General features: G+C 54.7%; 26 protein-coding genes and 1 riboswitch. Of the genes, 12 read left to right on the forward strand and 14 right to left on the reverse strand.

From position 1 onward, the window contains the following. Positions 1–39 precede the first annotated feature (39 nt). Positions 40–1,137, reverse strand: coding sequence for a Gfo/Idh/MocA family protein (locus tag MKY96_RS14315; protein WP_036729132.1), 1,098 nt, complete (start codon positions 1,135–1,137; stop codon positions 40–42). Next, positions 1,130–1,897: a sugar phosphate isomerase/epimerase family protein gene (locus MKY96_RS14320; RefSeq protein ID WP_340941200.1), complete on the reverse strand. Its 768-nt coding sequence runs from the start codon at positions 1,895–1,897 to the stop codon at positions 1,130–1,132. Before MKY96_RS14320 ends, MKY96_RS14315 begins: the two co-directional genes overlap by 8 nt. A gap of 312 nt (positions 1,898–2,209) precedes the next feature. Between MKY96_RS14320 and MKY96_RS14325 the strand changes: the two genes are divergently transcribed. Beyond that, positions 2,210–3,028 carry a helix-turn-helix domain-containing protein gene (locus MKY96_RS14325; protein ID WP_340941202.1) on the forward strand — a complete coding sequence of 273 codons (819 nt, stop codon included), beginning with the start codon at positions 2,210–2,212 and terminating at the stop codon, positions 3,026–3,028. 3 nt (positions 3,029–3,031) lie between these two features. Here the strand turns inward: MKY96_RS14325 and MKY96_RS14330 are convergent, their stop codons facing one another. Further along, positions 3,032–3,247: a hypothetical protein gene (locus tag MKY96_RS14330; RefSeq protein WP_340941204.1), complete on the reverse strand. Its 216-nt coding sequence runs from the start codon at positions 3,245–3,247 to the stop codon at positions 3,032–3,034. Between the two features lie 231 nt (positions 3,248–3,478). Between MKY96_RS14330 and MKY96_RS14335 the strand changes: the two genes are divergently transcribed. Then, entirely contained in the window at positions 3,479–4,159 is a 681-nt protein-coding gene (locus MKY96_RS14335; RefSeq protein ID WP_036729143.1) for a TIGR00266 family protein, read from the forward strand. 94 nt (positions 4,160–4,253) lie between these two features. Here MKY96_RS14335 and fur read toward each other — a convergent pair whose 3' ends face one another. Further along, positions 4,254–4,718: a ferric iron uptake transcriptional regulator gene (gene fur, locus MKY96_RS14340; protein ID WP_445671440.1), complete on the reverse strand. Its 465-nt coding sequence runs from the start codon at positions 4,716–4,718 to the stop codon at positions 4,254–4,256. Positions 4,719–5,014: 296 nt separating this feature from the next. Between fur and MKY96_RS14345 the strand changes: the two genes are divergently transcribed. Beyond that, on the forward strand, positions 5,015–5,590 hold the full coding sequence (locus tag MKY96_RS14345) for a hypothetical protein (RefSeq protein ID WP_340941207.1): 576 nt from the start codon (positions 5,015–5,017) through the stop codon (positions 5,588–5,590). A 114-nt stretch (positions 5,591–5,704) separates the two neighbouring features. Further along, a complete protein-coding gene (locus tag MKY96_RS14350) occupies positions 5,705–6,379 on the forward strand; it encodes an S-layer homology domain-containing protein (RefSeq protein ID WP_340941209.1) in 675 nt (224 codons plus the stop codon). A 450-nt stretch (positions 6,380–6,829) separates the two neighbouring features. On the opposite strand, the gene MKY96_RS14355 is transcribed toward MKY96_RS14350, so the two are convergent. The 4 genes from MKY96_RS14355 to MKY96_RS14370 form a co-directional block, all read right to left on the reverse strand. Then, positions 6,830–7,579, reverse strand: coding sequence for an amino acid ABC transporter ATP-binding protein (locus tag MKY96_RS14355; protein ID WP_340941210.1), 750 nt, complete (start codon positions 7,577–7,579; stop codon positions 6,830–6,832). Positions 7,580–7,597: 18 nt separating this feature from the next. Beyond that, on the reverse strand, positions 7,598–8,266 hold the full coding sequence (locus MKY96_RS14360) for an amino acid ABC transporter permease (protein WP_340941211.1): 669 nt from the start codon (positions 8,264–8,266) through the stop codon (positions 7,598–7,600). Further along, on the reverse strand, positions 8,266–9,120 hold the full coding sequence (locus MKY96_RS14365; RefSeq protein ID WP_340941212.1) for an amino acid ABC transporter substrate-binding protein: 855 nt from the start codon (positions 9,118–9,120) through the stop codon (positions 8,266–8,268). The genes MKY96_RS14360 and MKY96_RS14365 overlap by 1 nt, the downstream gene beginning before the upstream one ends. 268 nt (positions 9,121–9,388) lie before the next feature. Continuing rightward, positions 9,389–10,909 carry a DHA2 family efflux MFS transporter permease subunit gene (locus MKY96_RS14370; RefSeq protein WP_340941214.1) on the reverse strand — a complete coding sequence of 507 codons (1,521 nt, stop codon included), beginning with the start codon at positions 10,907–10,909 and terminating at the stop codon, positions 9,389–9,391. Positions 10,910–11,059: 150 nt separating this feature from the next. Here MKY96_RS14370 and MKY96_RS14375 point away from each other — a divergent pair, with 150 nt between their 5' ends. The 7 genes from MKY96_RS14375 (at position 11,060) to thiE (ending at position 16,961) form a co-directional block, all read left to right on the forward strand. Further along, positions 11,060–11,716, forward strand: coding sequence for a TetR/AcrR family transcriptional regulator (locus MKY96_RS14375; protein ID WP_340941215.1), 657 nt, complete (start codon positions 11,060–11,062; stop codon positions 11,714–11,716). Positions 11,717–11,783: 67 nt separating this feature from the next. Then, positions 11,784–11,886, forward strand: a riboswitch (TPP riboswitch). A 130-nt stretch (positions 11,887–12,016) separates the two neighbouring features. After that, positions 12,017–12,787, forward strand: a complete 771-nt coding sequence (locus MKY96_RS14380; RefSeq protein WP_076074925.1) for an ABC transporter ATP-binding protein — start codon at positions 12,017–12,019, stop codon at positions 12,785–12,787. Continuing rightward, positions 12,768–13,544, forward strand: a complete 777-nt coding sequence (locus MKY96_RS14385; RefSeq protein WP_340941217.1) for an ABC transporter permease — start codon at positions 12,768–12,770, stop codon at positions 13,542–13,544. Before MKY96_RS14380 ends, MKY96_RS14385 begins: the two co-directional genes overlap by 20 nt. Beyond that, the gene (locus MKY96_RS14390) at positions 13,541–14,620 is read left to right on the forward strand and encodes an ABC transporter substrate-binding protein (RefSeq protein ID WP_340941218.1); all 1,080 of its coding nucleotides are present in this window, start codon (positions 13,541–13,543) and stop codon (positions 14,618–14,620) included. The genes MKY96_RS14385 and MKY96_RS14390 overlap by 4 nt, the downstream gene beginning before the upstream one ends. Positions 14,621–14,623: 3 nt before the next feature. Continuing rightward, the gene (thiM, locus tag MKY96_RS14395; RefSeq protein WP_340941220.1) at positions 14,624–15,445 is read left to right on the forward strand and encodes a hydroxyethylthiazole kinase; all 822 of its coding nucleotides are present in this window, start codon (positions 14,624–14,626) and stop codon (positions 15,443–15,445) included. A gap of 26 nt (positions 15,446–15,471) precedes the next feature. Continuing rightward, positions 15,472–16,299 carry a bifunctional hydroxymethylpyrimidine kinase/phosphomethylpyrimidine kinase gene (gene thiD, locus MKY96_RS14400; protein WP_340941221.1) on the forward strand — a complete coding sequence of 276 codons (828 nt, stop codon included), beginning with the start codon at positions 15,472–15,474 and terminating at the stop codon, positions 16,297–16,299. Then, entirely contained in the window at positions 16,296–16,961 is a 666-nt protein-coding gene (gene thiE / locus MKY96_RS14405) for a thiamine phosphate synthase (RefSeq protein ID WP_340941222.1), read from the forward strand. Before thiD ends, thiE begins: the two co-directional genes overlap by 4 nt. Before the next feature lie 115 nt (positions 16,962–17,076). Here thiE and MKY96_RS14410 read toward each other — a convergent pair whose 3' ends face one another. Beyond that, positions 17,077–17,319 carry a hypothetical protein gene (locus MKY96_RS14410; protein ID WP_340941223.1) on the reverse strand — a complete coding sequence of 81 codons (243 nt, stop codon included), beginning with the start codon at positions 17,317–17,319 and terminating at the stop codon, positions 17,077–17,079. Continuing rightward, the gene (locus MKY96_RS14415) at positions 17,279–17,839 is read right to left on the reverse strand and encodes a GNAT family N-acetyltransferase (protein WP_340941224.1); all 561 of its coding nucleotides are present in this window, start codon (positions 17,837–17,839) and stop codon (positions 17,279–17,281) included. Before MKY96_RS14415 ends, MKY96_RS14410 begins: the two co-directional genes overlap by 41 nt. A gap of 205 nt (positions 17,840–18,044) precedes the next feature. On the opposite strand from MKY96_RS14415, the gene MKY96_RS14420 reads away from it, so the two are divergent. After that, positions 18,045–19,853: an ABC transporter ATP-binding protein gene (locus tag MKY96_RS14420; RefSeq protein WP_340941225.1), complete on the forward strand. Its 1,809-nt coding sequence runs from the start codon at positions 18,045–18,047 to the stop codon at positions 19,851–19,853. Between the two features lie 193 nt (positions 19,854–20,046). Here MKY96_RS14420 and MKY96_RS14425 read toward each other — a convergent pair whose 3' ends face one another. The 4 genes from MKY96_RS14425 to asd all read right to left on the reverse strand — a co-directional run bounded on the left by MKY96_RS14425 (position 20,047) and on the right by asd (position 23,311). Beyond that, positions 20,047–20,985, reverse strand: a complete 939-nt coding sequence (locus MKY96_RS14425) for a hypothetical protein (RefSeq protein ID WP_340941227.1) — start codon at positions 20,983–20,985, stop codon at positions 20,047–20,049. Between the two features lie 95 nt (positions 20,986–21,080). Next, complete coding sequence (locus tag MKY96_RS14430; RefSeq protein WP_340941228.1) at positions 21,081–21,776, reverse strand: pseudouridine synthase; 696 nt, start codon at positions 21,774–21,776, stop codon at positions 21,081–21,083. 116 nt (positions 21,777–21,892) lie between these two features. Then, on the reverse strand, positions 21,893–22,078 hold the full coding sequence (locus tag MKY96_RS14435) for a DUF3934 family protein (RefSeq protein ID WP_036729188.1): 186 nt from the start codon (positions 22,076–22,078) through the stop codon (positions 21,893–21,895). Positions 22,079–22,225: 147 nt separating this feature from the next. Then, complete coding sequence (gene asd, locus MKY96_RS14440; protein WP_076074596.1) at positions 22,226–23,311, reverse strand: aspartate-semialdehyde dehydrogenase; 1,086 nt, start codon at positions 23,309–23,311, stop codon at positions 22,226–22,228. Positions 23,312–23,412 lie beyond the last annotated feature (101 nt).

Consider the following 23,412-nt stretch of genomic DNA (forward strand, 5'->3'; position numbering starts at 1 on the left):
TCCTGTTTGTCTAATAGTCGCGTGAACCGGAAGAGGCTCTTAGTTGTCAGAACTTCCATCAAAATATACGGCGCGTCCGGTACGTGCTGATTCATACACTGCTTCAAGAATCTGGGTAACTACGAAGGCCTGCTCCGGCAGAACCACAGGGTCCTTGTCTTCTCTTACGGCTTCCAGCCACAGACGGGCTTCACGGTCTGCTTCATTCTCCGCAGCTCCGCTGTAGAAGGCGACACCGCCGGAGGACAGGTCCACCTTGGTCTCATACAGGCGGCCGGCACGTTCGCCGTTCAGACGCAGCCCGTCCTTCATATCCGCTCCGCCTTCCGTTCCCGCAAGCATCGTCTTGGCTTCGCCGAATTCAGATACGTTCAGCGCCCAGCTGGATTCAAGTACAATTGTAGCACCGTTCTCCATTGTAATGAAGCCGAAGGCGGAATCTTCTACCTTGAATTGCTCAGGGTCCCACGGACCGAAGGCATTCGCGGCATTCTTCTTCTGGCCCAGCTTATGGAAGGTAGAGCCTACAACCATACGCGGCTTGTAGTTATTCATCAGCCAGAGTGTCAGATCCAGCGCATGGGTACCGATATCGATCAGCGGTCCTCCGCCCTGCTTCTCTTCATCCAGGAACACGCCCCAGGTTGGAACAGCGCGGCGGCGAAGCGCAATAGCCTTACCGTAATAGATATCGCCGAGTTCCCCTTCTTCACACAGCCCCTTCAGATATTCGCTGTCTGCGCGGAAACGGTTCTGATAAGCAATGGACAATTTCTTTCCTGTACGCTTGGCGGCATCCAGCATTTCCTTAGCCTGTGCAGTGGTCTTGGCCATCGGCTTCTCACACAGCACATGATTGCCGGCTTCCAGTGCGGCAACCGTAATCTCGGAGTGGCTGTCATTCGGCGTGCAGACATGCACGATATCGAACCCGCCCGTTGCCAGCAGCTCACGGAAATCGGTAAATACAGCAGCGCCTTCCGAGCCGTAGGTCTTGGCAGCCTCCTGGGCACGTTCTTCCACGATATCACAGAATGCCACCATTTCGGCATCCTCCTGACGGGCAAGGCTTGGCATATGTTTGCCGTTTGCGATACCACCGCAACCGATAATAGCAATCTTGAGTTTGTTAGACATGAATACTTCCTCCTTGATTCTCGTATGTTTTGATCCAGTTCAAGCTGTCAGCGACACTACCAAGCGGCGAGCGGCTGCAGAAGTCCTGCTCCACCACTGCCCATTCCACACCAGCGCTAGCGGCTGCTTCAATGATCGCAGCCAGATCCACTTCACCTTCGCCGAGTACTACAGTCTCCGGTGAGCCGTCTTCTTTCTTCTTCAGATCCTTGAGGTGGATGATCGGCAGGCGTCCTGCATACTTACGGATATATTCTGCCGGATCATATCCGCCGTAATACACCCAGCATGTATCCATCTCCACTTGAAGCTGCTCAGCAGGCACCGCTTCGAACAGATAATCAAAGGCTGGCTGGCCGTCAACCTTCTCCGTGAATTCAAAATCATGATTATGATAAGACAGAACAGCACCGGCAGCCTTGCATTTCTCGCCGATGGTCCGCAGACCCGCGGCTACCTCCGGCCAGTTCCGTTGTTCTTCTGTCAGATAAGGCACGATCAGATTGCGGTTGCCGATCTCCAGATTGAAGGTGATCTCCTGCTCCGTATCATTCAGCATCGCATCGTACGGACGGTGGGCTCCGACAGCAACAAGTCCTGTCTCTTCAAGCAGCGCCTTCACCTGTTCAGCCGTACGGCCGAAATAGTGGAAGAACTCCACACCGCTGTAGCCCAGCTCGGCTACCTTACGTATAGTTCCCTCGAAATCCTGTTCCAGTTCTTCTCTAAGCGTGTACAGCTGCAATCCAACCTTAAGCATTGTTATTCCCACTCCTTATATGATCCGGAGTTATCCTGTTCTTGCTGCCGCCGCACTCCCGGTTACCTTCCCTGAAGCGCATCACCTGAACAAACGGGCTGTAAACATTGGAGAACGCAGCGTTCTCTTGGTTTCATCCACTGCTTCCAGAGTTTGTAAATGTAGCGATTAGCGCCGCAATACGGCCTTCTCCACATCATTTGTATGTTTTTTGCTTAGCTACATGGTAATATGAAAGCGTATATAATAAAATGAATAATATGATTAAAACATGAACAATCTGCTTATCATTTATTAGACTAGGAGGGACACATGACAACATCTGCCGCTTGCCACATTCTATCCGCCGGATTCTCCTTCCACCGCAAACCATTTCATATGTCACGCAGCGAGGGTGTACAGTATTATCTGCTGCGGCTCCAGACTGAAGGGCGCAGCCGCACCAGGGAGAACGGAGCCATTACGACCGTTGAGAGCGGCGATCTCATGCTGTTCGCACCGAATGACCCCTACTACTTGAGTATCGACAAGGAAGTCTATCCCGTCGGCAAGCCGAGGATCGAGAGCGGTGACTATCATATCTTTTGCAGCGGCCCATGGATTGAAGAGTGGTGGAGACGCAAGCAGCGTCCGGCGGTACTCCGCCTGCCGATGAGCGATCATATTCTCGGCCTCTTCCGCCAGCTTGTGCTGGAGCAGCGCCGCTTATCGGACTCCTCACCGGATATCTCTGCTTGTTATCTGCAGATTCTATGTATGGAGATTGACCGGCTGATGATTGATCAGCCCGCGATCTCACCGAAGGCTTATCTGGCTTACCGGATGAAGCAGTACGTGGAAGAACATGCCTCTTACAGCTTCCGGCTGGAGGATGTGGCCGCACATGTGGATATCTCGGTCTCCCGTGCGGTTCATCTGTTCAAGGAAGCGTTCGGCACCACGATTGTCAAATATGTAAATGATGTACGGCTGGATATGGCCCGGGAAAAGATTACGTTCAGCCCCATGCCGCTGGAGCATGTCTCCGAGACCTGCGGATTTGCGAACTATACCTATTTCCACCGGATCTTCCGCAGCCGGTTCGGCATGTCGCCCAAGGAATACCGTATTCACAGCAGGGCACAGGTATAAGTATTACCCCGCTGCCCCCAGGCATGCAAAAGGAGCGCCATCATGGAAGATCCGCTCCTTGTGTTTGACCTTATTCAATTGCTCCCGTTTGCCGGGTGTAACTCGGACATGCTGGGAGATGGCCCCGTAATCCTGATTGAGTCTGCGGTTTCTTTCTGCACACCATGTGCCTGAGCGCTCTGCCTTAAGCAGCGCCTTCTGCGTTCTTGTCCGTGCCATAAGCGGCGACACTCCTTGTCATTCGTATATTCAGTACGGCTGCACTGTCCACTTCATTTTAACACACTATCCTGACCGCTGCCCGGTACTGTTCACTATATTCATTTGGTACTGTACTCCAGCCCTGGCTGTGCCCGGCTTGCAGTTGGACTACCTGGTACAGTATCCTTGAAGAGCAAGATACATACCTGTGGCATAACCAATAATCGCAAGAATGAGGAGGAACGGGATATGAAATATGATGTGCTGTATGACGGCGCCTTCGCCATGCTTAAGGTCCTGCTGGAGCCGGGCGAGAGCGTTAAGGCGGAGATGGGTGCGATGGTCGCCATGTCACCGAATGTGGAGCTGCGGGGCACCGTGGACGGCGGAATTATGCGCGGCCTGGGCCGCATGCTGAGCGGGGAGAAATTCTTCTTCCAGGAGCTGACCGCCACGCGCGGACAGAGTGAGGTGCTGCTCTCACCCGGTTCTATCGGGGATGTACAGGCCATTGAGCTGGACGGGTCGTACAAGCTGATCGTACAGAAGGACGGCTTCCTGGCGGGAACCCAAGGCATTCAGGTCAATACCAAAATGCAGAATCTGACCCGCGGCCTATTCTCCGGCGAAGGATTCTTCATTCTGGAAATCAGCGGCAGGGGCACCGTCTTCCTCTCCTCCTTCGGAGCGATTCACGCCATTAACCTCGGACCGGGCGAAGAGATGATCATCGATAACGGACACCTTGTAGCTTGGCCGGACTATATGGATTACAAGGTGGAAAAAGCAGCCTCCGGCTGGCTGAACAGCTTAACCAGCGGCGAGGCCCTGGTCTGCCGGTTCCGCGGCGAAGGGGTGATCCTGGTTCAGACCCGCAATCCCGGCAGCTTCGGAACCTGGATCAAATCCTTCGTTCCAAACCGCTCCTAGCAGCGGCATTTCGCAGATTCCGTAACTTCTTAATATTTGCAAGAAGGCGCAGGCTGAACTTCAGCCCTGCGCCTTCTGTGCGTTGCAGATGTGCTTATGAGACGGCGCGGCAGTCCTTGTCGCCCTTGCAGCCGTTCTTTTGACAGCTATTATAGGTGCCTTTGAAATCGAGACGGTGATCGGTCACACTGAAGCCATATTCACGGGCTACCCGCGCCTCCAGCTCCACCAGCCAATCATCCTTGATCTCTTCCAGCTTACCGCATACATTGCAGATCAGGTGATGATGCATATGCACATGATCGTCGTCGCGCAGATCATAACGGGCGACGCCGTCGCCGAAATTCATTTTTTGCACAATATGAAGTTCACACAGCAGCTCCAAGGTACGGTAGACAGTCGCCAGCCCCAAATGCGGGTAACTGCGCTTGACCAGCATATATACCTCTTCCACGCTTAGATGATCCTTCTCATTATCCAGCAGCACTCTCACTATCGCTTCACGCTGTGGTGTAAGCTTATAATTATGAGCCGCAAACTGCTGACTGATATTTGACACTCGGTTCACCCGGGTTCCCACCTTTCCGGAAGCAGAACAATTCCCGCAGAATAATTAGTAATCGTTACGATATAAGCATAACAAACTTGCCCGTCAAAGAAAAGTCCTGACACCAGTATAACATCACTTGCCCGCAATAGCCCCCCTCTGCCGCTCCACGTATAGATAATATTTCTGCCGAAACCGGAGTTGCCCATTCCGAAGTGTGCGTAATCCCCATACTCTATATCAAGATCAAATGTAACCGATACATGCTTATACTTGGAAAGAATCTGTGCAAAGTGAGGATGATCCGGATGGCGAAAGTACAACCTAAGCAGACGCAGCGGCTGGTAACAGCCCGTGTACTGCGCAGCGTAGCTGCGGCCATGCTGCCGTTCTACCGGAAAATTGCCGGAAACCGCAGTTATGCCAGGCAATGGACAACCGCGGTTGTCACTGCCGACCTGGACCTGATGGGCAGCTTGCTCCACAGTATCCCCGCACTTGCCGACGCGGAGAATTACGGAACGAACGGAATCGGTTATTTTATCTCTTTTCCCTTTCCGCTGCCGATTGCCTTCTATACCAATGGAACGACGATTCCGCCGGGAACCGTTCAGTTCACCTTCAATACAGACGCCCACCGCTGCATAGCGCGTTCCATCATCCCGTTGTACCGCGAGCTTGCGGTTAACCGGAGCTTCGCGGAAGCCATGGCTGCCGCCATCCGGCGTAAGGACAACCGGGCGGTAAGGGCGATGGTCCGCAGTCTGGTAAGAACAACGTCACTGAAATCCGTAACGATTGAAGAAAGCGGAATAGCCCTGCTGTTCAAGACCAGATTCAGCCGGTACCCCTACCGCAATCTGCTGTTTCAGGAAATGATGTAGCTGACTGGGCCTGTAGAACGGGATTCATTCGCTTGCAACCTTTTCTGATCTCATTACGTTAGAGGAGTTGATACAGGCCAAACGGCCCAACCCTATAATAGAGGTGGAATTCAGATGAGTATGAAAAAAAACACGATCGCAGCTATTACAGCAGTAACCCTCCTTTCCTTCTCTCTTGGCGGACAAATTTTTGCAGCCGGCAGCAGCTTCAAGGATATCAGCCAGGTGACAGGTAAGGATAAGATCAACTCTCTGAAGGAGCAGGGCCTGATCAAAGGAATCTCCGACACCCAATTTCTGCCGGCATCCACAGTAACTACAGCGCAAGGGATACAATTTATCTCCGGCGGTCTCCAGCTTAGCCTGGCGGCAATTGATTTCAATAAGGCTCCCCAGGCAAGTGCGCTGTTCTCCAAAGTAAAAGACAATGCCTGGTACGCAGAAGCCTTCATCAATGCCCATTATAATGGTGTGAGTATCCCGGCCAATATCGATCCGGCCAAGCCGATTACCAAAGAGCTGTATACCAGTATGCTGGTTCAAGCCGTGGAAAAGGCCGGTAACCTGCCGATGATCAATCTCGTTCCGGCTGAGCTTGCAGATGCAGACGCGCTGGACCCTTCCTATCAGGGCAGCATTCAGCGGGCGCTGAAATACAAGATCACTGCCCTTGATGCCAGCGGCAAGTTCAATCCGAAGAGCACTATCACCCGTGCTGAAGCAGCTGTTATGCTGTACAACACGCTGGACTACTTGAAGTCCGTTAGCGATGGCGGCACACAGAAGTAAAGGAAAGTTAGGTTAGTTCATACCGTTCCCCCGCGTATGATAGATCAAAGGCTGTCCCGGAAGCCGTTACGGCTAGGGGCAGCCTTGTTTTATTTACAGGAAATACATAGGTATAAATTACGGCGACGCTTTGGAGCACGCTCCACAAACGGAATGTTGTTCCAATCGCTCTTGTATCCAGATTTTTTTCATTCCCCTAATCGGTGAAAATCCGGATACAAAGGCGACCGCTCCGCTTCTCCACAATCATTCCGCCTGCTCCGCTGTTTAAGAGGGGGAGTTACAAACACGGATTCAAGTGCACTTCTTCGTTTACGTTTGCCTACCACCTCATCTTCGCGTAAACACAATGTATACTGTTTTTCACATACAATTGGTTACACTACAAAACAATAAAAAGGCAGACCAGGACTCTCCTCCCGGTCTGCCTTAATATACTCCGTCCCGCAATCACTCTTCCCCGCTGAGCCGGTTCAGGAATTGCAAGGCGCGCGGGTTCTTCGTCTGCTCCAGTACCTCCCGGGGGGTTCCCTGCTCCAGGATGACTCCGTTGTCCATTAGAATGATCCGGTCGGCCACATCGGCCGCGAATTTCATCTCATGGGTGACGATAACCATCGTCATTCCTTCCCGGGCCAGCTGCTTGATGACCTTCAGCACCTCGCCGACCAGCTCAGGGTCAAGCGCCGAGGTCGGCTCATCGAACAGCAGCACCTCCGGCGAGGCCGCCATGGCGCGGGCTATCGCTACACGCTGCTGCTGGCCGCCGGACAGCTGATGCGGATACGCATCTGCCTTGTCTGCCAGACCCACCTTGTCCAAGAGTGCCAGCGCCTTGCTGCGCGCTTCCTCCTTGGAACGCTTTTGCACCGTGATCTGTCCCTCCATGACATTGCCGATCGCCGTCATATGCGGGAACAGATTATAAGACTGGAACACCATTCCTGTCTGCTGGCGCAGGGAGAGTACGGTACGCTGTGGAATTTTGGCACCCGGGGTGAAATCCAGCTTAATCGTGTTCAGTGTAAGACTGCCCTTGTCGGGGGTCTCCAGCAGGTTGAAGCAGCGCAGCAGCGTGGTTTTGCCGGAGCCGGAAGGTCCGATAATGACCATGACCTGGCCGTGTTCAACGGCGAGATCCACACCTTTCAGCACCGCAAGCGGCCCGAAGGACTTATGTAAATCGCGTATTTCAATCATGCGTGTGCCTCCTTCACCTTAACTGGCCGAATACCGGTCCAGCCGCTTCTCCAAGTAATTCTGCAGCGCCGACAATACGGAGCAGAACAGCAGATAGAACAACGCCGCTTCGCAATACAGCAGCAGGGGTTCATAGGATGTCGCCACAATCTGCTGGGCTTTTCTGAAGATCTCTACATAAGTAATACTGGCCGCAAGCGAAGTATCCTTAACCAGGCTAATAAAAGAATTCGATAACGGCGGAACCGACACGCGGGCAGCTTGAGGCAATATCACCCGGCGCAGAGCCTGCTTCCGGCTCATCCCCACAGAGAACGCGGCTTCCCACTGGCCCTTGTGGATAGACAGGATGGCAGCCCGGACAATCTCGGAGGAGTAGGCCCCGACACTGAGCGTGAACCCGATGACAGCGGCGATGAACGGATCAAGCACAATCCCGGCGGCGGGCAGTCCATAGAAAATAATAAACAGCTGCACCAGCAGCGGCGTTCCCCGGATCACCCAGACATAAAATCTGGCGATCAGCCTCGGAAGTCTCCAGGAGGACAGCCGGGCAAGCGCAGTAATCACCGCCAGCAGCAGCCCCAGAATAAAGGATACCACCGCAAGCGGAAGGGTAAAAGCCACCCCGGCTTTGAACAGGGGCAGCAATGAATCGAGAAATATTTGTATTTGGCGGTCATCCATCATTTCGATACGTCAGTGCCGAAGTACTTCTCGGAGATCTTAAGGTAGGTTCCGTCGCTCTTCATAGCGGTCAGCGCTTCGTTCACAGCCTGCACCAGCTCGTCATTCCCTTTCAGGAAGACTGCGGCACTATGCGAGCCTTCGGCAATCTCATCCACCTTCTTGATCTTGATATCCGGCTTCTGCTTCTTCAGGTCGAGGAAGGACAATCCGTCATTCACGGTAGCATCGATCCGGCCGGAGGTCAGCAGATCAATCGCCTGGTTGAAGCCTTCGGTGGATACGATCTCGGCACCGTTGTCTGTGGCGATTTTGCCGAGGTTGCTGGTCAGGGACTGGCCGGCTTTTTTACCCTTGAGATCAGCGAACGTCTTAATATCCTGATTATCCTCCGGTACGATCAGCACCGCCTTGGAGACAATATACGGATCGGAGAAATCATATTTCACTTTACGTTCATCAGTGATGGAGACTTCATTGAAGATCACATCGAAGCGCTTCGCATCCATCCCGGCAAAAATCCCGTCCCATTGCGTCTCAATGAACTCCGGCTTCACACCTAAACGCTTGGTCACTTCCTCAGCAATCTCAACATCGAAACCTGTCAGCTTGCCGTCCGCATCATGGAAGGTGAACGGTGCGTAGGTTCCTTCGGTTCCGATGCGCAGCTTGCCGCTGGCTTTGACGGCCTCCAGGCTGTTCTGCTCCCCGGAAGCTGTACCCTCTGTAGCCGCTGCTGTGGGTTCATTCCCGGTATTGCCGCCCGTTGCTGTCTTGTCCGTATTGTTGTTTCCGCAAGCCGCAGCCGTGACCATGGTCAGGAGCAGCATAATAGTCAGACTTAGTTTTTTCATTCGATGAATCCCCTCTCATATCTTCTCTTTAGATACCGTAATTACCGGCAAAAAGAATAGTAACACTGAGGCGTTACCTGCGTCAATGATTTTTTCCGATTATATTCATCGGATTTGTATAGTATTGATTTTCCATAGCTTAGCTTGCCCCAATTTCGGCTCCTGCATCAGAATATTCAGAAGAGAAAATAACAAAAAGCGACCCTCCGGCAAAAGGAGAATCGCTGCTATATGGATGTTACAAGCTCTGCTTCTATATGGTGCATTACTATACGTGCATGATTTCCGGCGTTGCCTGTTCCTTAGAACGTTCAGTCCCGGAATGGCGGCCCCGTCGCAGCAGCAGTCCAAGGACCGCACCGCCAAGCGCGACAAACATCATAATGTGGAACGTGTCCGCGAAGCCCTGCGACAACACGGTCTGCTTGGCCAGCAGGAGTGCTTCCTGTGAAGCGCCTGCGGTGCTTTTACCGGCAGCCGCCGCTGCCTCCTGCATCTCGGTACCGCGTGCCGTTGTTCTTGCCGTCAGAATCGTAACCAGAGTCGAGACGGCCAGCGAGGTAATCACCTGCTGCATCGAGTTTGTCAGCGAGGTTACCCGGTTCACCAGATGGCTTGGCGCCTTGTTGAGCAGATGCGTGTTCATCGGCATCATCATCAGTCCCATTCCGGCCCCGCACATGATCAGCGGAAGGATCAGATCGCGGCTCTGCGTGGTAAGATCCACATGGGAATACTGGAATAGCGCGCCGGAGACCAGACTGAGACCGCAGACCACGAGCCAGCGCACACCGATCCGGTCGAACAGTATCCCGGCAATCGGCATCATCAGCCCGGAAGCGATCGCTTGCGGCAGCAGCGTCAGACCGGTATCAAATGCGCCGAAGCCGCGGGCCTGCTGCAGAAATTGCGGGAGCAGGAATAACGCGCCGTATAAGCCGAACTGGGCAATCCACTGCACGATGATTCCTGTCGTGAAATCTACGGATTTCAGAATCCGCAGCTCCAGCAGTGGTGTCTTGGAGCGCAGCTCGGCGATGACAAAAGCGATTAGTGCCACAGCGCCCAGCAGCAGCCCGATCAGCGTCTTCTCAGAGGTCCAGCTCTGCGCGCCCTGGCTGACCCCGTAGGTTAGCGAAGCAAAGGCCAGCGGTCCAAGAACCATACCTAGCTTATCCATGCCGGGCACGCTGTTCTTCGCCGCACTCGGCAGCTTGCGCAGTCCGATCAGCACAGCGATGATGCCAATCGGAATATTAATAAGGAAGATCCAGCGCCAGGAATGGTATTCAACCAGCCAGCCCGACAATACCGGACCAATAGCCGGAGCGAACAGGACGGGAATGCCCATAATGCCCATGACTACGCCGACCTTACTTTTGGGAGCCAGTCTGTATACATAGGCCATTCCGACAGGGAGCACACAGCCGCCGCCCAGTCCCTGAATAACCCGGAAAACAATCAGCCACTCGGCGCTGCTTGGTGTAGCGCACAGAATCGAGCCTATCGTGAACACAACTACCGCCGTCAGGAAGACCGTCTTGGCCCCGAACCGGTCAGACAGCCAGCCGGACAGCGGAATAACGGAAGCCTGGGCCAGCATATATCCGGTAACTACCCACTGCAGCGTATGCAGATCCGTCTTGAAATCCACCACCAGCCTGGACAAGGCTACGTTCATCGCCGTACTGTCCAGTACAACCATAAATACTCCTGCAATGATGGCCAGCAGCGGAACCAGAATGCCGGACAGCCGGAAATCGGCTTCCTGCTTCAAGGTCTGATCCATGTCTCTTCTCCTCCTGAGCTGTCCGCGTTCTAGATTGACCTGCGGGCAGATTGTTCTATATAATGAGTGAACGGACAACTGTCCGTAAGCGCAATTCATAGTCTACGGACAATTGTCCGTTGTGTCAATTCTTTTCTGAAAGGGGTTCTCATGAAAAAGCCAGACACCGATGCTGCGCAGCTCCCGCGCTCAGCTCCGCAAGCCATAGAATCCGCCCCGCCCGAGTCCGCCGATCCTTATGTACAGCGGATTCTTGAAGCTGCCCGCCAGTTGTTCACCGAGAGCGGTCTTGAGGCGGTCAGCATGTACAGCATTGCCAAGCGGGCAGGCATAGGACAAGGCTCCCTGTACCGCCGCTTCATGGACAAGGGTGAGATCTGTTCTGCACTGCTGAAGGGCAGCGCAGATCAATTCCTGTCCGGGCTGGAGCAGCAGGTGGCTGCCAGTGCCGGTGAAGCTCCGGCTCTCGCTCAGCTGCAGAGCAGCATTGAGCAGATTGCCGATTTCATTGAGCAGTATGCCGAGCTGCTGAATATGATCAAAGCCGAGTTCACCGGCAAGAAGCAGCTGACCCAGTTTGAGCATCCTTTTTTTCAGCGGCTGGGGGTGATGATGACAGAGCTGCTGCAGCGCGCTGCGGCGGGCGGTGAGCTGATTGACATTGATCCGGCCTTTGCGGCCACAGCCTTAATCTCTGTCCTCAGCCCCGATCTGTACCTGTATGAGCAGAAGCGGCACCATTCCTCCAAGCTGGACATCTCCCGGGGCATCGTCACCTTGTTCGTGACCGGTCTGGCGAAGCGCTGACCCGCCTGATCTTTACAAGACAGGAATTTGTGGTATATTAAGTAGCAATTACGAATTCAATAGCAACATTATTCACTAGGGGAGTCGGCCGACTGAGACGGAGCTTAAGCTCCGGACCCTTTGAACCTGATCTGGATCATACCAGCGGAGGGAAGTGGAGCAGAATGTATCAGTGGTTCCCGTCACAGGGCCGCAGCTGACTGTACCTTCCGCCCCATTCATTCCTCCGGGAATGAATGGGGCTTTTTTGTGCTCACCGCAGTATCTATATCAATCCGGGGAGGCTTCGTACATAGTCTTATGATCAACATTAGCAATCTATCCTATGCTTTCGGGACGGGCTCGTCCCGTACCCCAGTCTTCTCAGGGCTATCCATGAATGTGCAGCGCGGCGAATTCATTTCTGTCGTAGGCGGAAGCGGATGCGGCAAAAGCACCTTGTTCAAAATCATCGCCGGCCTGCTGGAGCCGGACAAAGGCAGGATTACGCTGAACGGAGCCGAGTCCGCTGCAGCAGCGAAGAGGCTGGGCAGTGTGGCCTACATGCCGCAGCAGGATCTCCTCCTGCCTTGGCGCACCGTGCTGGACAATTGTCTGCTGCCTTGGGAACTCAAGCGCAGCCGTCCCAAAGCGGCCGCCGTGGCCGAGATCCGTACCCTGCTGCAACGCTTCGGCCTTGAGGGAACCGAAGGGGCTTATCCCCAGGAGCTGTCCGGCGGGATGCGCCAGCGCGTGGCGGTCCTCCGCACCGTGGCGGCGGGGAATGATCTGCTGCTGCTCGATGAGCCGTTCGGGGCGCTCGATGCCATTACCAAGCGCTCACTGCAGCGCTGGCTGTTGGAGTTATGGGCAGAGCTGGACAAGACGGTGCTGTTCATCACCCATGATCTGGAGGAGGCGCTTCTGCTCAGTGACAGAATCTATCTAATGACGGGCAGTGGCGGCAGCGGGATGCAGGAATTCCCAGCCGGTCTCCCCCGCCCGCGTCATCACAGTCTGAATTATGAGCCGCAGTTCGCCGCCCTGCGCCAGGAATTGGAGCTGAAGCTATATGAGAACCGCCGCTCCTAGAAGATTGCTCCAGCATTACGGTCCGGCTGCCCTGCTCGCCCTGCTGACGCTTGCAGTCTGGGAGACTGTAGCCCGGCTGGGCCTGGTTCCTCCCTTCATCCTTCCGGCTCCGTCTGCGGTGTGGATGGCATTGATGGAAGACCGCCATCTATTGTTCGGGGTACATCTGCCCGCCACACTGCTTGAAGTGCTCACAGGCTTCGCACTATCCGTGGTCTGCGGCAGCCTGCTGGGAATCGCCATGCACCTGTTCCGTCCGCTGGCCAAGGCGCTGTACCCGCTGCTGATTATCAGCCAGACGGTTCCGCTGATCGCCCTCTCTCCCCTGTTCATCATGTGGTTCGGCTACACCCTGTGGAGCAAGGTCGCCGTTGTCTTCCTGACCGCTTTCTTCCCGGTGGTCATCGGCACCTATGACGGGTTGTCCAAGAACACGGACGCCTACCGGGAGCTGCTGCTGACATATGGCGCGAACCGCTGGCAGATTCTCGGGAAGGTGGGCGTTCCGCTGGCTTTACCCTCTTTTTTCTCCGGGCTGAAGCTGTCGGCTGTGTACTGTGTGATCGGTGCAACTATTGGGGAATGGCTTGGGGGCAGCCAGGGGCTGGGCTATTTCAGCCGCAGAATGGCCGGGAATCTGCAGAGCGCCAAGATGTTCGCCGCCGTTGTCTTATTATCCCTGCTCGGTATCCTGCTGTTTCTGGCAGTCGCCGCGCTGGAGAAGATTATTCTGAAGAAAAGAGGACGTTATTCATGACTACTATCCGCTATACCCGTTATCTGCACCATGCGATTTCAAGGCCAGCCATGCTGCTGTCTGCTCTGCTGCTCTGTATGCTGCCTGTCCTGGCAGGCTGCGCCAATACGGACAGTCCGGCGGCCTCTGGCCCCCCGGCTGCTGCACCCTCTACCTCTGAGGCCGGGGCTAAAGGCGGGGCCCATAAGCTGACGATTATGCTCGACTGGTATCCCAATGCTGTTCACTCTTTTTTGTATGCGGCAGAGGCTGAAGGCTATTTCGCTGAGGAAGGTCTGGAGGTTGAGATTGAGATGCCGGCCGATACCAATGATGCGCTGAAGCTTGTTGCTGCGGGGAAGGTGGATCTGGCACTCAGTTATCAGCCCCAGGTGCTGATGGCACGGGGTGAGCAGATTCCAGTCAAGTCGATTGCCGCGCTGGTGCGTCATCCGCTGAATCATCTCATGGTAGCCGCAGACAGCGGCATTACCCGCCCCGGAGAGCTGTCCGGCAAGCAAGCCGGATATTCCTCCGTCCCGTTGTATGAAGCCATGCTGAACACGATGGTCAAAAGCGACGGCGGGGACCCTTCCTCCCTCAAGCTGGTGGATGTCGGCTATGAGCTGATCCCTGCTCTCTCCACCGGACGGGTGGATGGCATTATGGGCGGGTTCATCAACCATGAGCAGCTGATTCTGGAGCAGGAAGGCCATCCGGTCCGCTCCTTCAATCCCGTGGATTACGGGGTCCCGGATTATTATGAGCTGGTGCTGGTCGCCAGTGAGCAGGGACTGCAGGATTCACAGGGCTTTTATCAGAAATTCGTGGATGCCATCAGAAAAGGCCAGCAGTATACTGCCGGTCACCCGGATGAAGCGCTGAAGCTGCTGCTTGCCCATCAGGAGGATACCGCACCGCTGGATGAAGCCATTGAACAGCGCAGTCTGGAGATCCTGCTGCCGCTGATGGATGCCGGTTCCCAGCCCTTCGGCTATCAGGACAGCGCTTCATGGGAGAAGGTGAACCAGTGGCTGAGCGAGAACGGTCTGCTGGCTGCAGAAGTGGATGTTAAGAATGCTTTTATTAATTTTTAAATTATGCCTACAGGAGGAATTCATATGTCTTATCTGTCCAAAGTACGCCAAGCGAACCCGCTGGTGCATAATATCACGAATATCGTAGTCGCTAACTTCACAGCGAACGGGCTGCTGGCTCTAGGAGCCTCGCCGTTCATGGCCGATGCCATCGAAGAAGTAGCAGATGTCGCCGCCATGTCCGGGGCAGTGGTGCTGAACATTGGCACGTTGAATGAATCCGCCATCGCTTCCATGATCGAGGCAGGGAAGGCTGCGAACCGCCACCAGGTGCCGCTCGTGCTTGATCCCGTTGGAGCTGGAGCTACCGCCTACCGCACGGACGTTACGGCGGGGCTGCTCCGTGAGCTTCAGCTTACTGCCCTGCGCGGCAATGTGGCCGAGGTTGCCAATGTGGCCGGGGAGAGCTGGGCCAGCAAAGGCGTGGATGCCGGAGCAGGCGAAGGCGATGTAGTCGCTCTGGCCAATAAGGCGGCGCAGAAGCTGAACTGTGTCGTGATTATCACCGGCAAGGAAGACATTATCACAGACGGCAAGCGCACTTATATCGCCAGCAACGGGCACTCCATCCTGACCCGGGTGACCGGAACCGGCTGCCTGCTCAGTGCTGTGGTGGGTGCATTTCTTGCCGTAAGCGGCGGGGAGGTACTTGAGGCGGCTGCCGAGGCTCTTTCCTTCTATGGCGTGGCAGCAGAGCTTGCCGCTGAAGCGGCTGAAGCCCAAGGTCCCGGCAGCTTCCAGACCTTGTTCCTGAATCAATTGTCGCTGGTGACCCCGGAGCAATACAGCAGCCGCTCACGGCTGAAGCTGCTCGCCGAAGCCTAGACCGTACAGCCAAAGGAGAGAACAAGATGACTATCATACGCAAAGCGTTGACCATTGCCGGCTCCGACAGCGGCGGCGGGGCCGGGATTCAGGCGGATTTGAAGACGTTTCAGGAGCTGGGAGTGTACGGCATGTCTGCACTTACTGCACTCACCGCCCAGAATACACTAGGTGTCCAGGGTGTCTTTCCGATGGAGCCGGAGACCGTTGCCGCCCAGCTGGATTCGATTGGCAGCGATTTGGAGCCGGATGCCATTAAGACAGGAATGCTGTTCAGCAGTGACATCATCCGCGTTGTTGCCGGTAAAGTGCAGCAGTACGGCTGGCAGCACAAGCTGGTGATCGATCCGGTCATGGTCGCCAAGGGCGGCTCACAGCTGCTGCTCCAGGAGGCAGTACAGGCGCTGATTACAAGCCTGCTTCCGCTCTCGCTGGCCATCACCCCCAATCTTCCTGAAGCAGAAATGCTGACAGGTATGAAGATTCAGGGCCGGGAAGACCGGGAACAGGCGGCAAGACTGCTTCATCAGATGGGACCCGAATATATTATCTTGAAAGGCGGACATGACTCTTCAGGAGATGAGGCCGTGGATCTGCTCTATGACGGACGGGAATTCCAGTATATGTCCAGCCCGCGCATAGCGACGAAGCATACTCACGGGACTGGCTGCACCTTCTCGGCTGCGGTTACGGCAGGTCTTGCGCTGGGCCATTCCATGCCTGAAGCCGTCCTTACCGCCAAGGCCTTCATTCAAGCGGCGATTGAGGATAGTCTGAACATTGGGGCCGGGCAGGGGCCGACGAATCATTTTGCTTATGGGAACCGGATGAGAACTAGGGGGATACTGCTATGACACGGATACACAACGAGGATATGCGCAGATTGCTGAAGCTGTACTTCATTATGGGCAGTGTAAACTGCCGCCAATCACCGGAGGACACTTTAGCCGCTGCTGCCGCTGGGGGCATCACTCTGTTCCAGTTCCGGGAAAAAGGTCCCGCTGCGCTCAAAGGCGCCGCACTGCTACGTCTGGGGCAACAGCTCCGGCAGATATGCCGGGCCTATAACATCCCGTTCATCGTGAACGATGATCTGGAGCTTGCCGCAGCATTGGACGCCGATGGCATCCATGTCGGCCAGGATGACCTGCCTGCCCGGCTGATTCGGGAGCAGCTCGGTGAGCATAAGATCATCGGAGTCTCCGCTCATAATCTGACGGAAGCCCGGCAGGCTATCGCGGACGGCGCCGATTATCTCGGAGTCGGTCCTGTCTATCCTACTTCGTCCAAGGATGATGCCCAGGCCGTCCGGGGAACTACTGTCATTGAAGAGCTAAGACGAAGCGGCCTGAGCATTCCTGTGGTGGGAATCGGCGGCATCTCCCTGGACAATGCCCCGCCGGTAATCCGGGCGGGTGCGGATGGTCTCTCCATCATCTCAGCCATTGCCGGAGCTGAGGATATACGCGAGACCACGCGGAGATTCGCGCAGCTCGTCACTGCTCCTTCTTCATAATTTCAAACCAGGCACGTGCGGGTGGAACGGTGTTGGTGGAACAATGCGGGTGCCTCATGCCACGCATAGGAGTACCTCACTTTTGCATCCGTCTGCTTTGTGGCGACATATAGCGTTAACCAGGGTGCACGCACATTATGATCGGTTTTCCGATTAGATTTCGCCTACGTGGCGCATCCAGTCCAATTATGATCGGTTTTCCGATTACATTCGGCCTACGCGGCGCATCCAGTCCAATTATGATCGGTTTTTCGATTACATTCGGCCTACGCGGCGCATCCAGTCCAATTATGATCGGTTTTTCGACTACATTCGGCTTACGCTCCCCCTCTGTCCCCGCGTAATCTGCCCATAACAATAGTAGAATAGAATTGTCCGTCGGCCAGCCGCTTATCTCGGCGCAGGACACCCTCGACCTCGAAGCCAAGGCTCTCATACAGCCGGATCGCCTTGTCATTCCTCTCCAGAACCTTCAGGCTCAGCTTCTCCAGACTGATGGTATCCGCCCAGCCGATAGACTGCTCCAGCAGGCTCCGGCCGATTCCGTATCCCCAGAACTCCTGCAGCACCCCGACTCCGAACTCGGCCTGATGAGCCAGCCTCCGCAGCGGACTTCCTTCACATCTGGCGAAGCCCGCCAGCCTGTCCTGAACCTCGGCAACCAGGAACAGGTTCGTGCCGCTGGCCGTATCGACCGCTATAAGCGACCGGAAGCCCTCCGGGCCGATGAATGCTTCCCCCTGAACCCGGTCTAAATTCTCCGTCTCCCCGTCGATCTTCAGCCTCAGTTCGGACAACTGCAGGGCATCTTGCGGTGAGGCGGATCTCACCGTGTAGCGGAGCCCTTTATTTTCATATCCCTGTGCAACAATAATCATTCTGCTTCCTCTCCTCCCGAACCTAAGTCTAATGCTGCAACCTCTTTCTCCGGTTCATTCCGGCTTATCCAGTTTAGCATTTACATCCGTATAATCCAGGCGTATAATGCCCATGTCAGACCCTGCACCGGATTATTTTTACATATATTGCATCCTAAAAATTCAAGCAAAGCTGGTGACCCCATTGTCAAGAGGCTTCAGAGCCATGGGACCCGGAGGAGGCTTCGGGCCTGGCAAATTAAAGTTCGATGAGGAGGAGGCGAAGCCGGATATATCCAAGGCGCTGCTATTACGCATCGTCAAATACTTCGTCCCATACTGGAAGCAGACGCTGCTGGTGATGACCGTGCTGTGCATCTCCGCAGTGCTGGGGCTGCTCCCTCCCATCCTGATTCAGCAGATCATTGACCGGGCGCTCCCGGACAAGAATCTGCAGCTGCTCTTCCTGCTGGTTGCCGCCTCGCTGGCTACAACGGTTGTGTCAGGACTGCTCGGCGTGCTGCAGAATTATTTGAACTCTTTTATCTCCCAGAATATTGTCCATGATATGAAAAACCAGATGTACCGCCATCTGCAGAGCATGCCGCTGCAGTTCTACTCAGGCGTCAAGCAAGGCGAGGTCATCACCCGGATGACCAGTGACATTGCCGGAATTCAGGGCGTGTTCAACAGCACCATCGTCAATTGTGCCAGTAATCTGTTCATTCTGATCTCCACGGCGGTAACCCTGTTCATCATGAACTGGAAGCTTGCGCTGCTAGGCATTCTGGTCATTCCCTTATTCATCGTGCCGACCCGCAAAATGGGCAATGTCCGCTGGAAGCTGGCCAAAGAGACGCAGGAGAAGATCTCGGAGCAGAATCAGATCATTGAAGAGACGCTCAGCCTCAGCGGGTACATGCTTATGAAGCTGTTCACCAGAGAGGATACCGCGCTGGCAAGCTTCCAGACCGTAAACGCCCAGGCGACACGGCTGCAGATCCGCGAATCGATGGCCGGCCGCTGGTTTATGCTGGTCCTTACCACCTTCACCAGTATCGGGCCGATGCTGATTTATCTGTACGGGGGTTATTTATTCATTCAGGGAGAGCTGAGCATTGGAGCAATTATCACCTTCGTGGCACTGCTGAGCAGATTGTATCTTCCGGTTATGCAGATGACCAATCTCTATGTGGATGTGAACCGTTCGGTGGCGCTGTTTGAACGGATTTTTGACTATTTTGATATGGACCCGCTGATTGTGGATGCTAAGCTGGCTCTTCCAAGCCGGGTTGAGGGACAAGACATCGTCTTCGAGCAGGTGAATTTCGCCTACGCCCCGGACAAGCCCGCTCTCAGCGGGATCTCCTTCACGGCAGCCGCCGGATCACTGACTGCCCTGGTCGGACCCAGCGGAGCAGGCAAAACCACCATTACCAACCTGATTCCCCGGCTCTATGAGCTGGATTCAGGCGTGATCCGTATCGGCGGCAAGGACATCCGCGAGTTCACGCTGCATTCGCTTCGCTCCCAGATTGGCCTCGTCACTCAGGACACCTACTTGTTCAACGGAACGATCCGCGAGAATCTGCTCTATGCCAACGCTGAAGCCACGGAAGCCGAGCTGACGGCCGCCTGCGAAGCTGCTTATATTCATGATTTCATTCTGAAGCTGCCTGAGGGCTACAACACGGTTGTCGGCAACCGGGGAATCAAGCTGTCCGGCGGTGAAAAGCAGCGGATGTCCATCGCGCGCGTTCTGCTCAAGAATCCGCCCATCATCATTATGGACGAGGCCACCTCGTCGCTGGACACGGTATCGGAATATTACATCCAGCAAGCCATGCATGAATTGCTGCGGGGCAAGACCAGCATGGTCATCGCCCACCGCCTCTCTACCATCATGGCAGCCGACAATATTCTGGTTGTTCAGGACGGCAGGATTGTGGAGTCGGGGCAGCACGCTTCCCTGCTGGCAGAGAATGGGGTATACCGGGATTTGTACAACAAGCAGTTTCAGCGGGAAGATTCATAAGCCAACAGGTTCAGTCACACGCAAGTGGAAACGGCTTTGCCGTCCTTTTAAAGGACGGTACCGTTTCGGCGAGAAATAGAAGGATAAATTATCGTGTGAAACATATAAATTCTTATATTTTGAAAAAGAGATTCCCGGAGCAGCATCACCTGCCCCGGGAATCTCTTTTCTTCTTGTCCGCGATCAGTGCGGCTTACCTCGTAGTACGCAGCGGCTTCAGCTTGTCCATCCAGCCGCTGATTTGTTCTGCCGTCTCCGTGCTGCGCAGCAGCCGTTGATATTCGTCCACATAGCCGCCGTCACCGGCAAGCTGTCCGGCCCACTCATGGAACTCTTCGAACCGTGTCAGTGCGATACTACGCTTCCCGAGAATCAGGTAGGCGTTCAGCAGCTGCTCTAATGTCTGCTCGGACGGATTGTTTTTATACTCCTGCTCACTGAGCTGAAGCTGATCGTCCGCATATCGCTTGGTAAGCAGCTTATCCGGCACATAATTCGTCCCTTCCAGCTGGTAAATGCCCATCAGCGCCGGACCCAGGGGGGATTGGCCCGGATAAGGACTGGCCAGCAGATCCTCGCTCCCGTCCTGATCCACATCCTCATAATTCACGCTGAACAGATCGTTAACGGTTACCTGCATCGTTCCGTCAATCTCCTCTACCACAATAGACGCGTACGACGGACGGTTATCCATCAGACTGAACAAGAAGGTATTCCGGTTGTTCTGTACCACCGCTTCAGCCCAGAGCTGCTCCTCCTCATTCCAAATGTCGCCGCCTTCCAGGGTAAGCCCGGCCTTCTTGCTGTCAAAGACCATTTTGCCCTCCTTAACGATGGCGAACTGTGTATAGCTGAACTCTCCCTTATTCCAGTAATACACCTGAAAAATCTGCCCGTTCAACTGAACCGCATCCATATGTACGAATCCCGAATACTCATCTGAAATCTCAGGGGACACTTCCGCGAGCGCAGCGGCAGCCGCGTCTTCCTCCTGATGCCCTCCAGGTGCTGCTGAAAGATCCGCTGCCGGGGAAGCGGCTGGCGCTGCAGACGGAGCTGCTGATCCGCCATCCCCTGTTCTTGAGCAACCTGCTATGATCGCTAAGGCTATCAATAAGCTTATAATCCGCATGTAATCCTCCTAAATGTCGTGTCGTGGTAGCATAACTACCTGTATACCCGTCCGGGAGCCTGCTTCGGAAGCCTGTACTGGCATGTGAGTTGCGGCTAACCTTCCAGTCTGGCATGAAGCTCTGCGAGCTCTTCCTCCGTCAGCCGTCTCCACTGCCCTTGCGGAAGACCGCTGAGCGTGATATGCATAATCCGTATCCGCTCCAGGCGGAGCACACGGTAGCCCAGCGCCTTGCACATCCGGCGGATCTGCAGATTCAGCCCTTGGGTCAGAATAATCATGAACTCCTGATCCGAGATCTGCCGGGTAAGGCATGGCTTGGTCCGGGTCTCCAGAATATCTACACCCGCTGACATCTCCGCCAAAAAGTCTTCCGTGACCGGCTTATCCACGCTCACCCGGTACTCCTTCTCATGACTATGCTCGCAGCGCATCATCCGGTTGACAATCGACCCGTCATTGGTCAGCAGAATCAGCCCTTCCGAGTGCTTGTCCAACCTGCCGACGGCAAAAATCCGGGAAGGATAGTTGATATAATCTACGATATTCCCTTCCACATGCCGGGCGGCTGTGCAGGTAATGCCTACCGGCTTGTTCAGCGCCAGATAGACCCGCTCCTCCCGGTCTGGAGTCACAGTAATTCCGTCTACAGCTACCGTATCTCCAGGCTCCACGCTTGCTCCAGGCGTACAGACCTTCCCGTTAATTGTGATCCTGCCGGCGGCAATCAGCCGGTTTGTCTCTCTGCGCGGATAGACGCCGGTCTCACTGATGTATTTGTTAATTCTCATGAAGTACCCGCTTTCAGGTCCTACATATGAAAGAACACCTGATTCACATACCCATCAGATGTTGCCTCCAACCTATAACCCTTATATTTGGTAATTATCAATGGGCAGATGTCCGCTTATTTAGCGCCTCCGGTTTTGTTGCTGCCGCTGCTGCTCTTAGCCGGTTTGGCTCCTTTGGCACCTGGGCTTCCGGGAGGGCCGCTTCGGGCCGGCTTCACGGGTTTTGCTGTCTTATTCCAGCGGGTCCAGCCCTTGCTGCCTGTTCCTCTGCCTGTGCCGCCGCCTTTACTTTTTGCCACAATATCACTCCGTCAATATTCAGTTTTCGTCGTACATTACTCTATCTTACCATTATTTCGGGCAGATTGTCAGGTCCAACTGCAAACAGCCTGCGCGGAGAGCCTCCGGCAGGCTGCATAACGGGTATCCATCCAAGTACATAGAATTGCTTATTTGGGCTGAATATATCCTTCGGCCTTAAGCAATTCGGCGATCAGTACTGCACCGCCGGCAGCGCCTCTCACCGTATTGTGGGACAGGCTGACGAATTTGTAATCGTACAGTGAATCCTCGCGCAGGCGTCCTGCAGAGATGCCCATGCCGTTCTCAATGTCGCGGTCCAGACGGGTCTGCGGACGGTTCTCTTCCTCAAAATACGTGATGAACTGCTTAGGTGCACTCGGCAGACCGAGCTGCTGCGGACGCCCCTGGAAGCTGTTCCAGCGTTCCAGAATCTCCTCGCGGGAAGGCTTTTGCTCAAAGGAGGCAAAGACAGCCGCCATATGGCCGTCAGCAACAGGTACACGGATACACTGTGTGGTGATTACCGGCTGCTCGCTTGGTACGATCCCTTCACTGGTTACCTTACCCCAGATCCGCAGCGGCTCCTGCTCGCTCTTCTCTTCTTCCCCGCCGATGAAAGGAATCACGTTATCCACCATATCCGGCCAGTCCGCGAAGGTCTTGCCTGCACCTGAAATCGCCTGATAAGTGGTTACAACCACCTTAGAAGGCTTGAACTCATGAAGTGCATTCAGAGTAGGCATATAGCTCTGAATGGAACAGTTCGGTTTCACGGCGATGAAGCCGGTCTCAGTCCCCAGACGTTTGCGCTGCTGGGCGATTACCTCCAGATGCTCCGGGTTGATCTCGGGAATCACCATCGGAACATCAGGTGTCCAGCGGTGTGCCGAGTTGTTGGAGATCACCGGAGTTCCGGTACGCGCATAAGCTTCTTCCAGCGCCTTGATCTCTTCTTTCTTCATATCTACAGCGCAGAAGATCAGATCCACATCCGCAGCCACTTCCTCCACCTTGGAGGCGTCTTGAACCATAATGCCTTTGACTGCTTCGGGCATAGGGGTGGAGAGCTTCCATCTGCCTTGAACAGACTCCTCATAGGACTTGCCGGCTGAATTCGCGCTCGCCGCAATCGCCGTTACCTGAAACCATGGATGATTCTCCAAAAGTGCAATGAAACGCTGGCCGACCATACCGGTACCGCCAACAATACCCGCTCTGAGCTTCCTCGACATAAGAAATTCATTTCCTTTCAAGCAGCGCCTAGCGAAAGGCGCTTTTTAATAACCGATTATAAATGATAGCGGCATGTTACACAATATGTGATTATAAAGTA

The sequence above is a fragment of the Paenibacillus sp. FSL R7-0302 genome (assembly GCF_038006885.1).
Classification (GTDB): Bacteria; Bacillota; Bacilli; order Paenibacillales; family Paenibacillaceae; genus Paenibacillus_AQ.

What these genes read in the sequence shown, in the direction of transcription:
- MKY96_RS14390 (WP_340941218.1), top strand. Translation starts at nt 13,541, where the DNA reads ATGACTACTATCCGCTATACCCGTTATCTGCACCATGCGATTTCAAGG.
- MKY96_RS14315 (WP_036729132.1), bottom strand. Translation starts at nt 1,137, where the DNA reads ATGTCTAACAAACTCAAGATTGCTATTATCGGTTGCGGTGGTATCGCA.
- MKY96_RS14425 (WP_340941227.1), bottom strand. Translation starts at nt 20,985, where the DNA reads ATGCGGATTATAAGCTTATTGATAGCCTTAGCGATCATAGCAGGTTGC.
- MKY96_RS14420 (WP_340941225.1), top strand. Translation starts at nt 18,045, where the DNA reads ATGGGACCCGGAGGAGGCTTCGGGCCTGGCAAATTAAAGTTCGATGAG.
- MKY96_RS14365 (WP_340941212.1), bottom strand. Translation starts at nt 9,120, where the DNA reads ATGAAAAAACTAAGTCTGACTATTATGCTGCTCCTGACCATGGTCACG.
- MKY96_RS14360 (WP_340941211.1), bottom strand. Translation starts at nt 8,266, where the DNA reads ATGGATGACCGCCAAATACAAATATTTCTCGATTCATTGCTGCCCCTG.
- thiE (WP_340941222.1), top strand. Translation starts at nt 16,296, where the DNA reads ATGACACGGATACACAACGAGGATATGCGCAGATTGCTGAAGCTGTAC.
- MKY96_RS14380 (WP_076074925.1), top strand. Translation starts at nt 12,017, where the DNA reads ATGATCAACATTAGCAATCTATCCTATGCTTTCGGGACGGGCTCGTCC.
- MKY96_RS14330 (WP_340941204.1), bottom strand. Translation starts at nt 3,247, where the DNA reads ATGGCACGGACAAGAACGCAGAAGGCGCTGCTTAAGGCAGAGCGCTCA.
- MKY96_RS14355 (WP_340941210.1), bottom strand. Translation starts at nt 7,579, where the DNA reads ATGATTGAAATACGCGATTTACATAAGTCCTTCGGGCCGCTTGCGGTG.
- MKY96_RS14345 (WP_340941207.1), top strand. Translation starts at nt 5,015, where the DNA reads ATGGCGAAAGTACAACCTAAGCAGACGCAGCGGCTGGTAACAGCCCGT.
- MKY96_RS14375 (WP_340941215.1), top strand. Translation starts at nt 11,060, where the DNA reads ATGAAAAAGCCAGACACCGATGCTGCGCAGCTCCCGCGCTCAGCTCCG.
- thiM (WP_340941220.1), top strand. Translation starts at nt 14,624, where the DNA reads ATGCCTACAGGAGGAATTCATATGTCTTATCTGTCCAAAGTACGCCAA.
- MKY96_RS14430 (WP_340941228.1), bottom strand. Translation starts at nt 21,776, where the DNA reads ATGAGAATTAACAAATACATCAGTGAGACCGGCGTCTATCCGCGCAGA.
- MKY96_RS14320 (WP_340941200.1), bottom strand. Translation starts at nt 1,897, where the DNA reads ATGCTTAAGGTTGGATTGCAGCTGTACACGCTTAGAGAAGAACTGGAA.
- MKY96_RS14350 (WP_340941209.1), top strand. Translation starts at nt 5,705, where the DNA reads ATGAGTATGAAAAAAAACACGATCGCAGCTATTACAGCAGTAACCCTC.
- MKY96_RS14415 (WP_340941224.1), bottom strand. Translation starts at nt 17,839, where the DNA reads ATGATTATTGTTGCACAGGGATATGAAAATAAAGGGCTCCGCTACACG.
- MKY96_RS14325 (WP_340941202.1), top strand. Translation starts at nt 2,210, where the DNA reads ATGACAACATCTGCCGCTTGCCACATTCTATCCGCCGGATTCTCCTTC.
- asd (WP_076074596.1), bottom strand. Translation starts at nt 23,311, where the DNA reads ATGTCGAGGAAGCTCAGAGCGGGTATTGTTGGCGGTACCGGTATGGTC.
- MKY96_RS14370 (WP_340941214.1), bottom strand. Translation starts at nt 10,909, where the DNA reads ATGGATCAGACCTTGAAGCAGGAAGCCGATTTCCGGCTGTCCGGCATT.
- thiD (WP_340941221.1), top strand. Translation starts at nt 15,472, where the DNA reads ATGACTATCATACGCAAAGCGTTGACCATTGCCGGCTCCGACAGCGGC.
- MKY96_RS14385 (WP_340941217.1), top strand. Translation starts at nt 12,768, where the DNA reads ATGAGAACCGCCGCTCCTAGAAGATTGCTCCAGCATTACGGTCCGGCT.
- MKY96_RS14335 (WP_036729143.1), top strand. Translation starts at nt 3,479, where the DNA reads ATGAAATATGATGTGCTGTATGACGGCGCCTTCGCCATGCTTAAGGTC.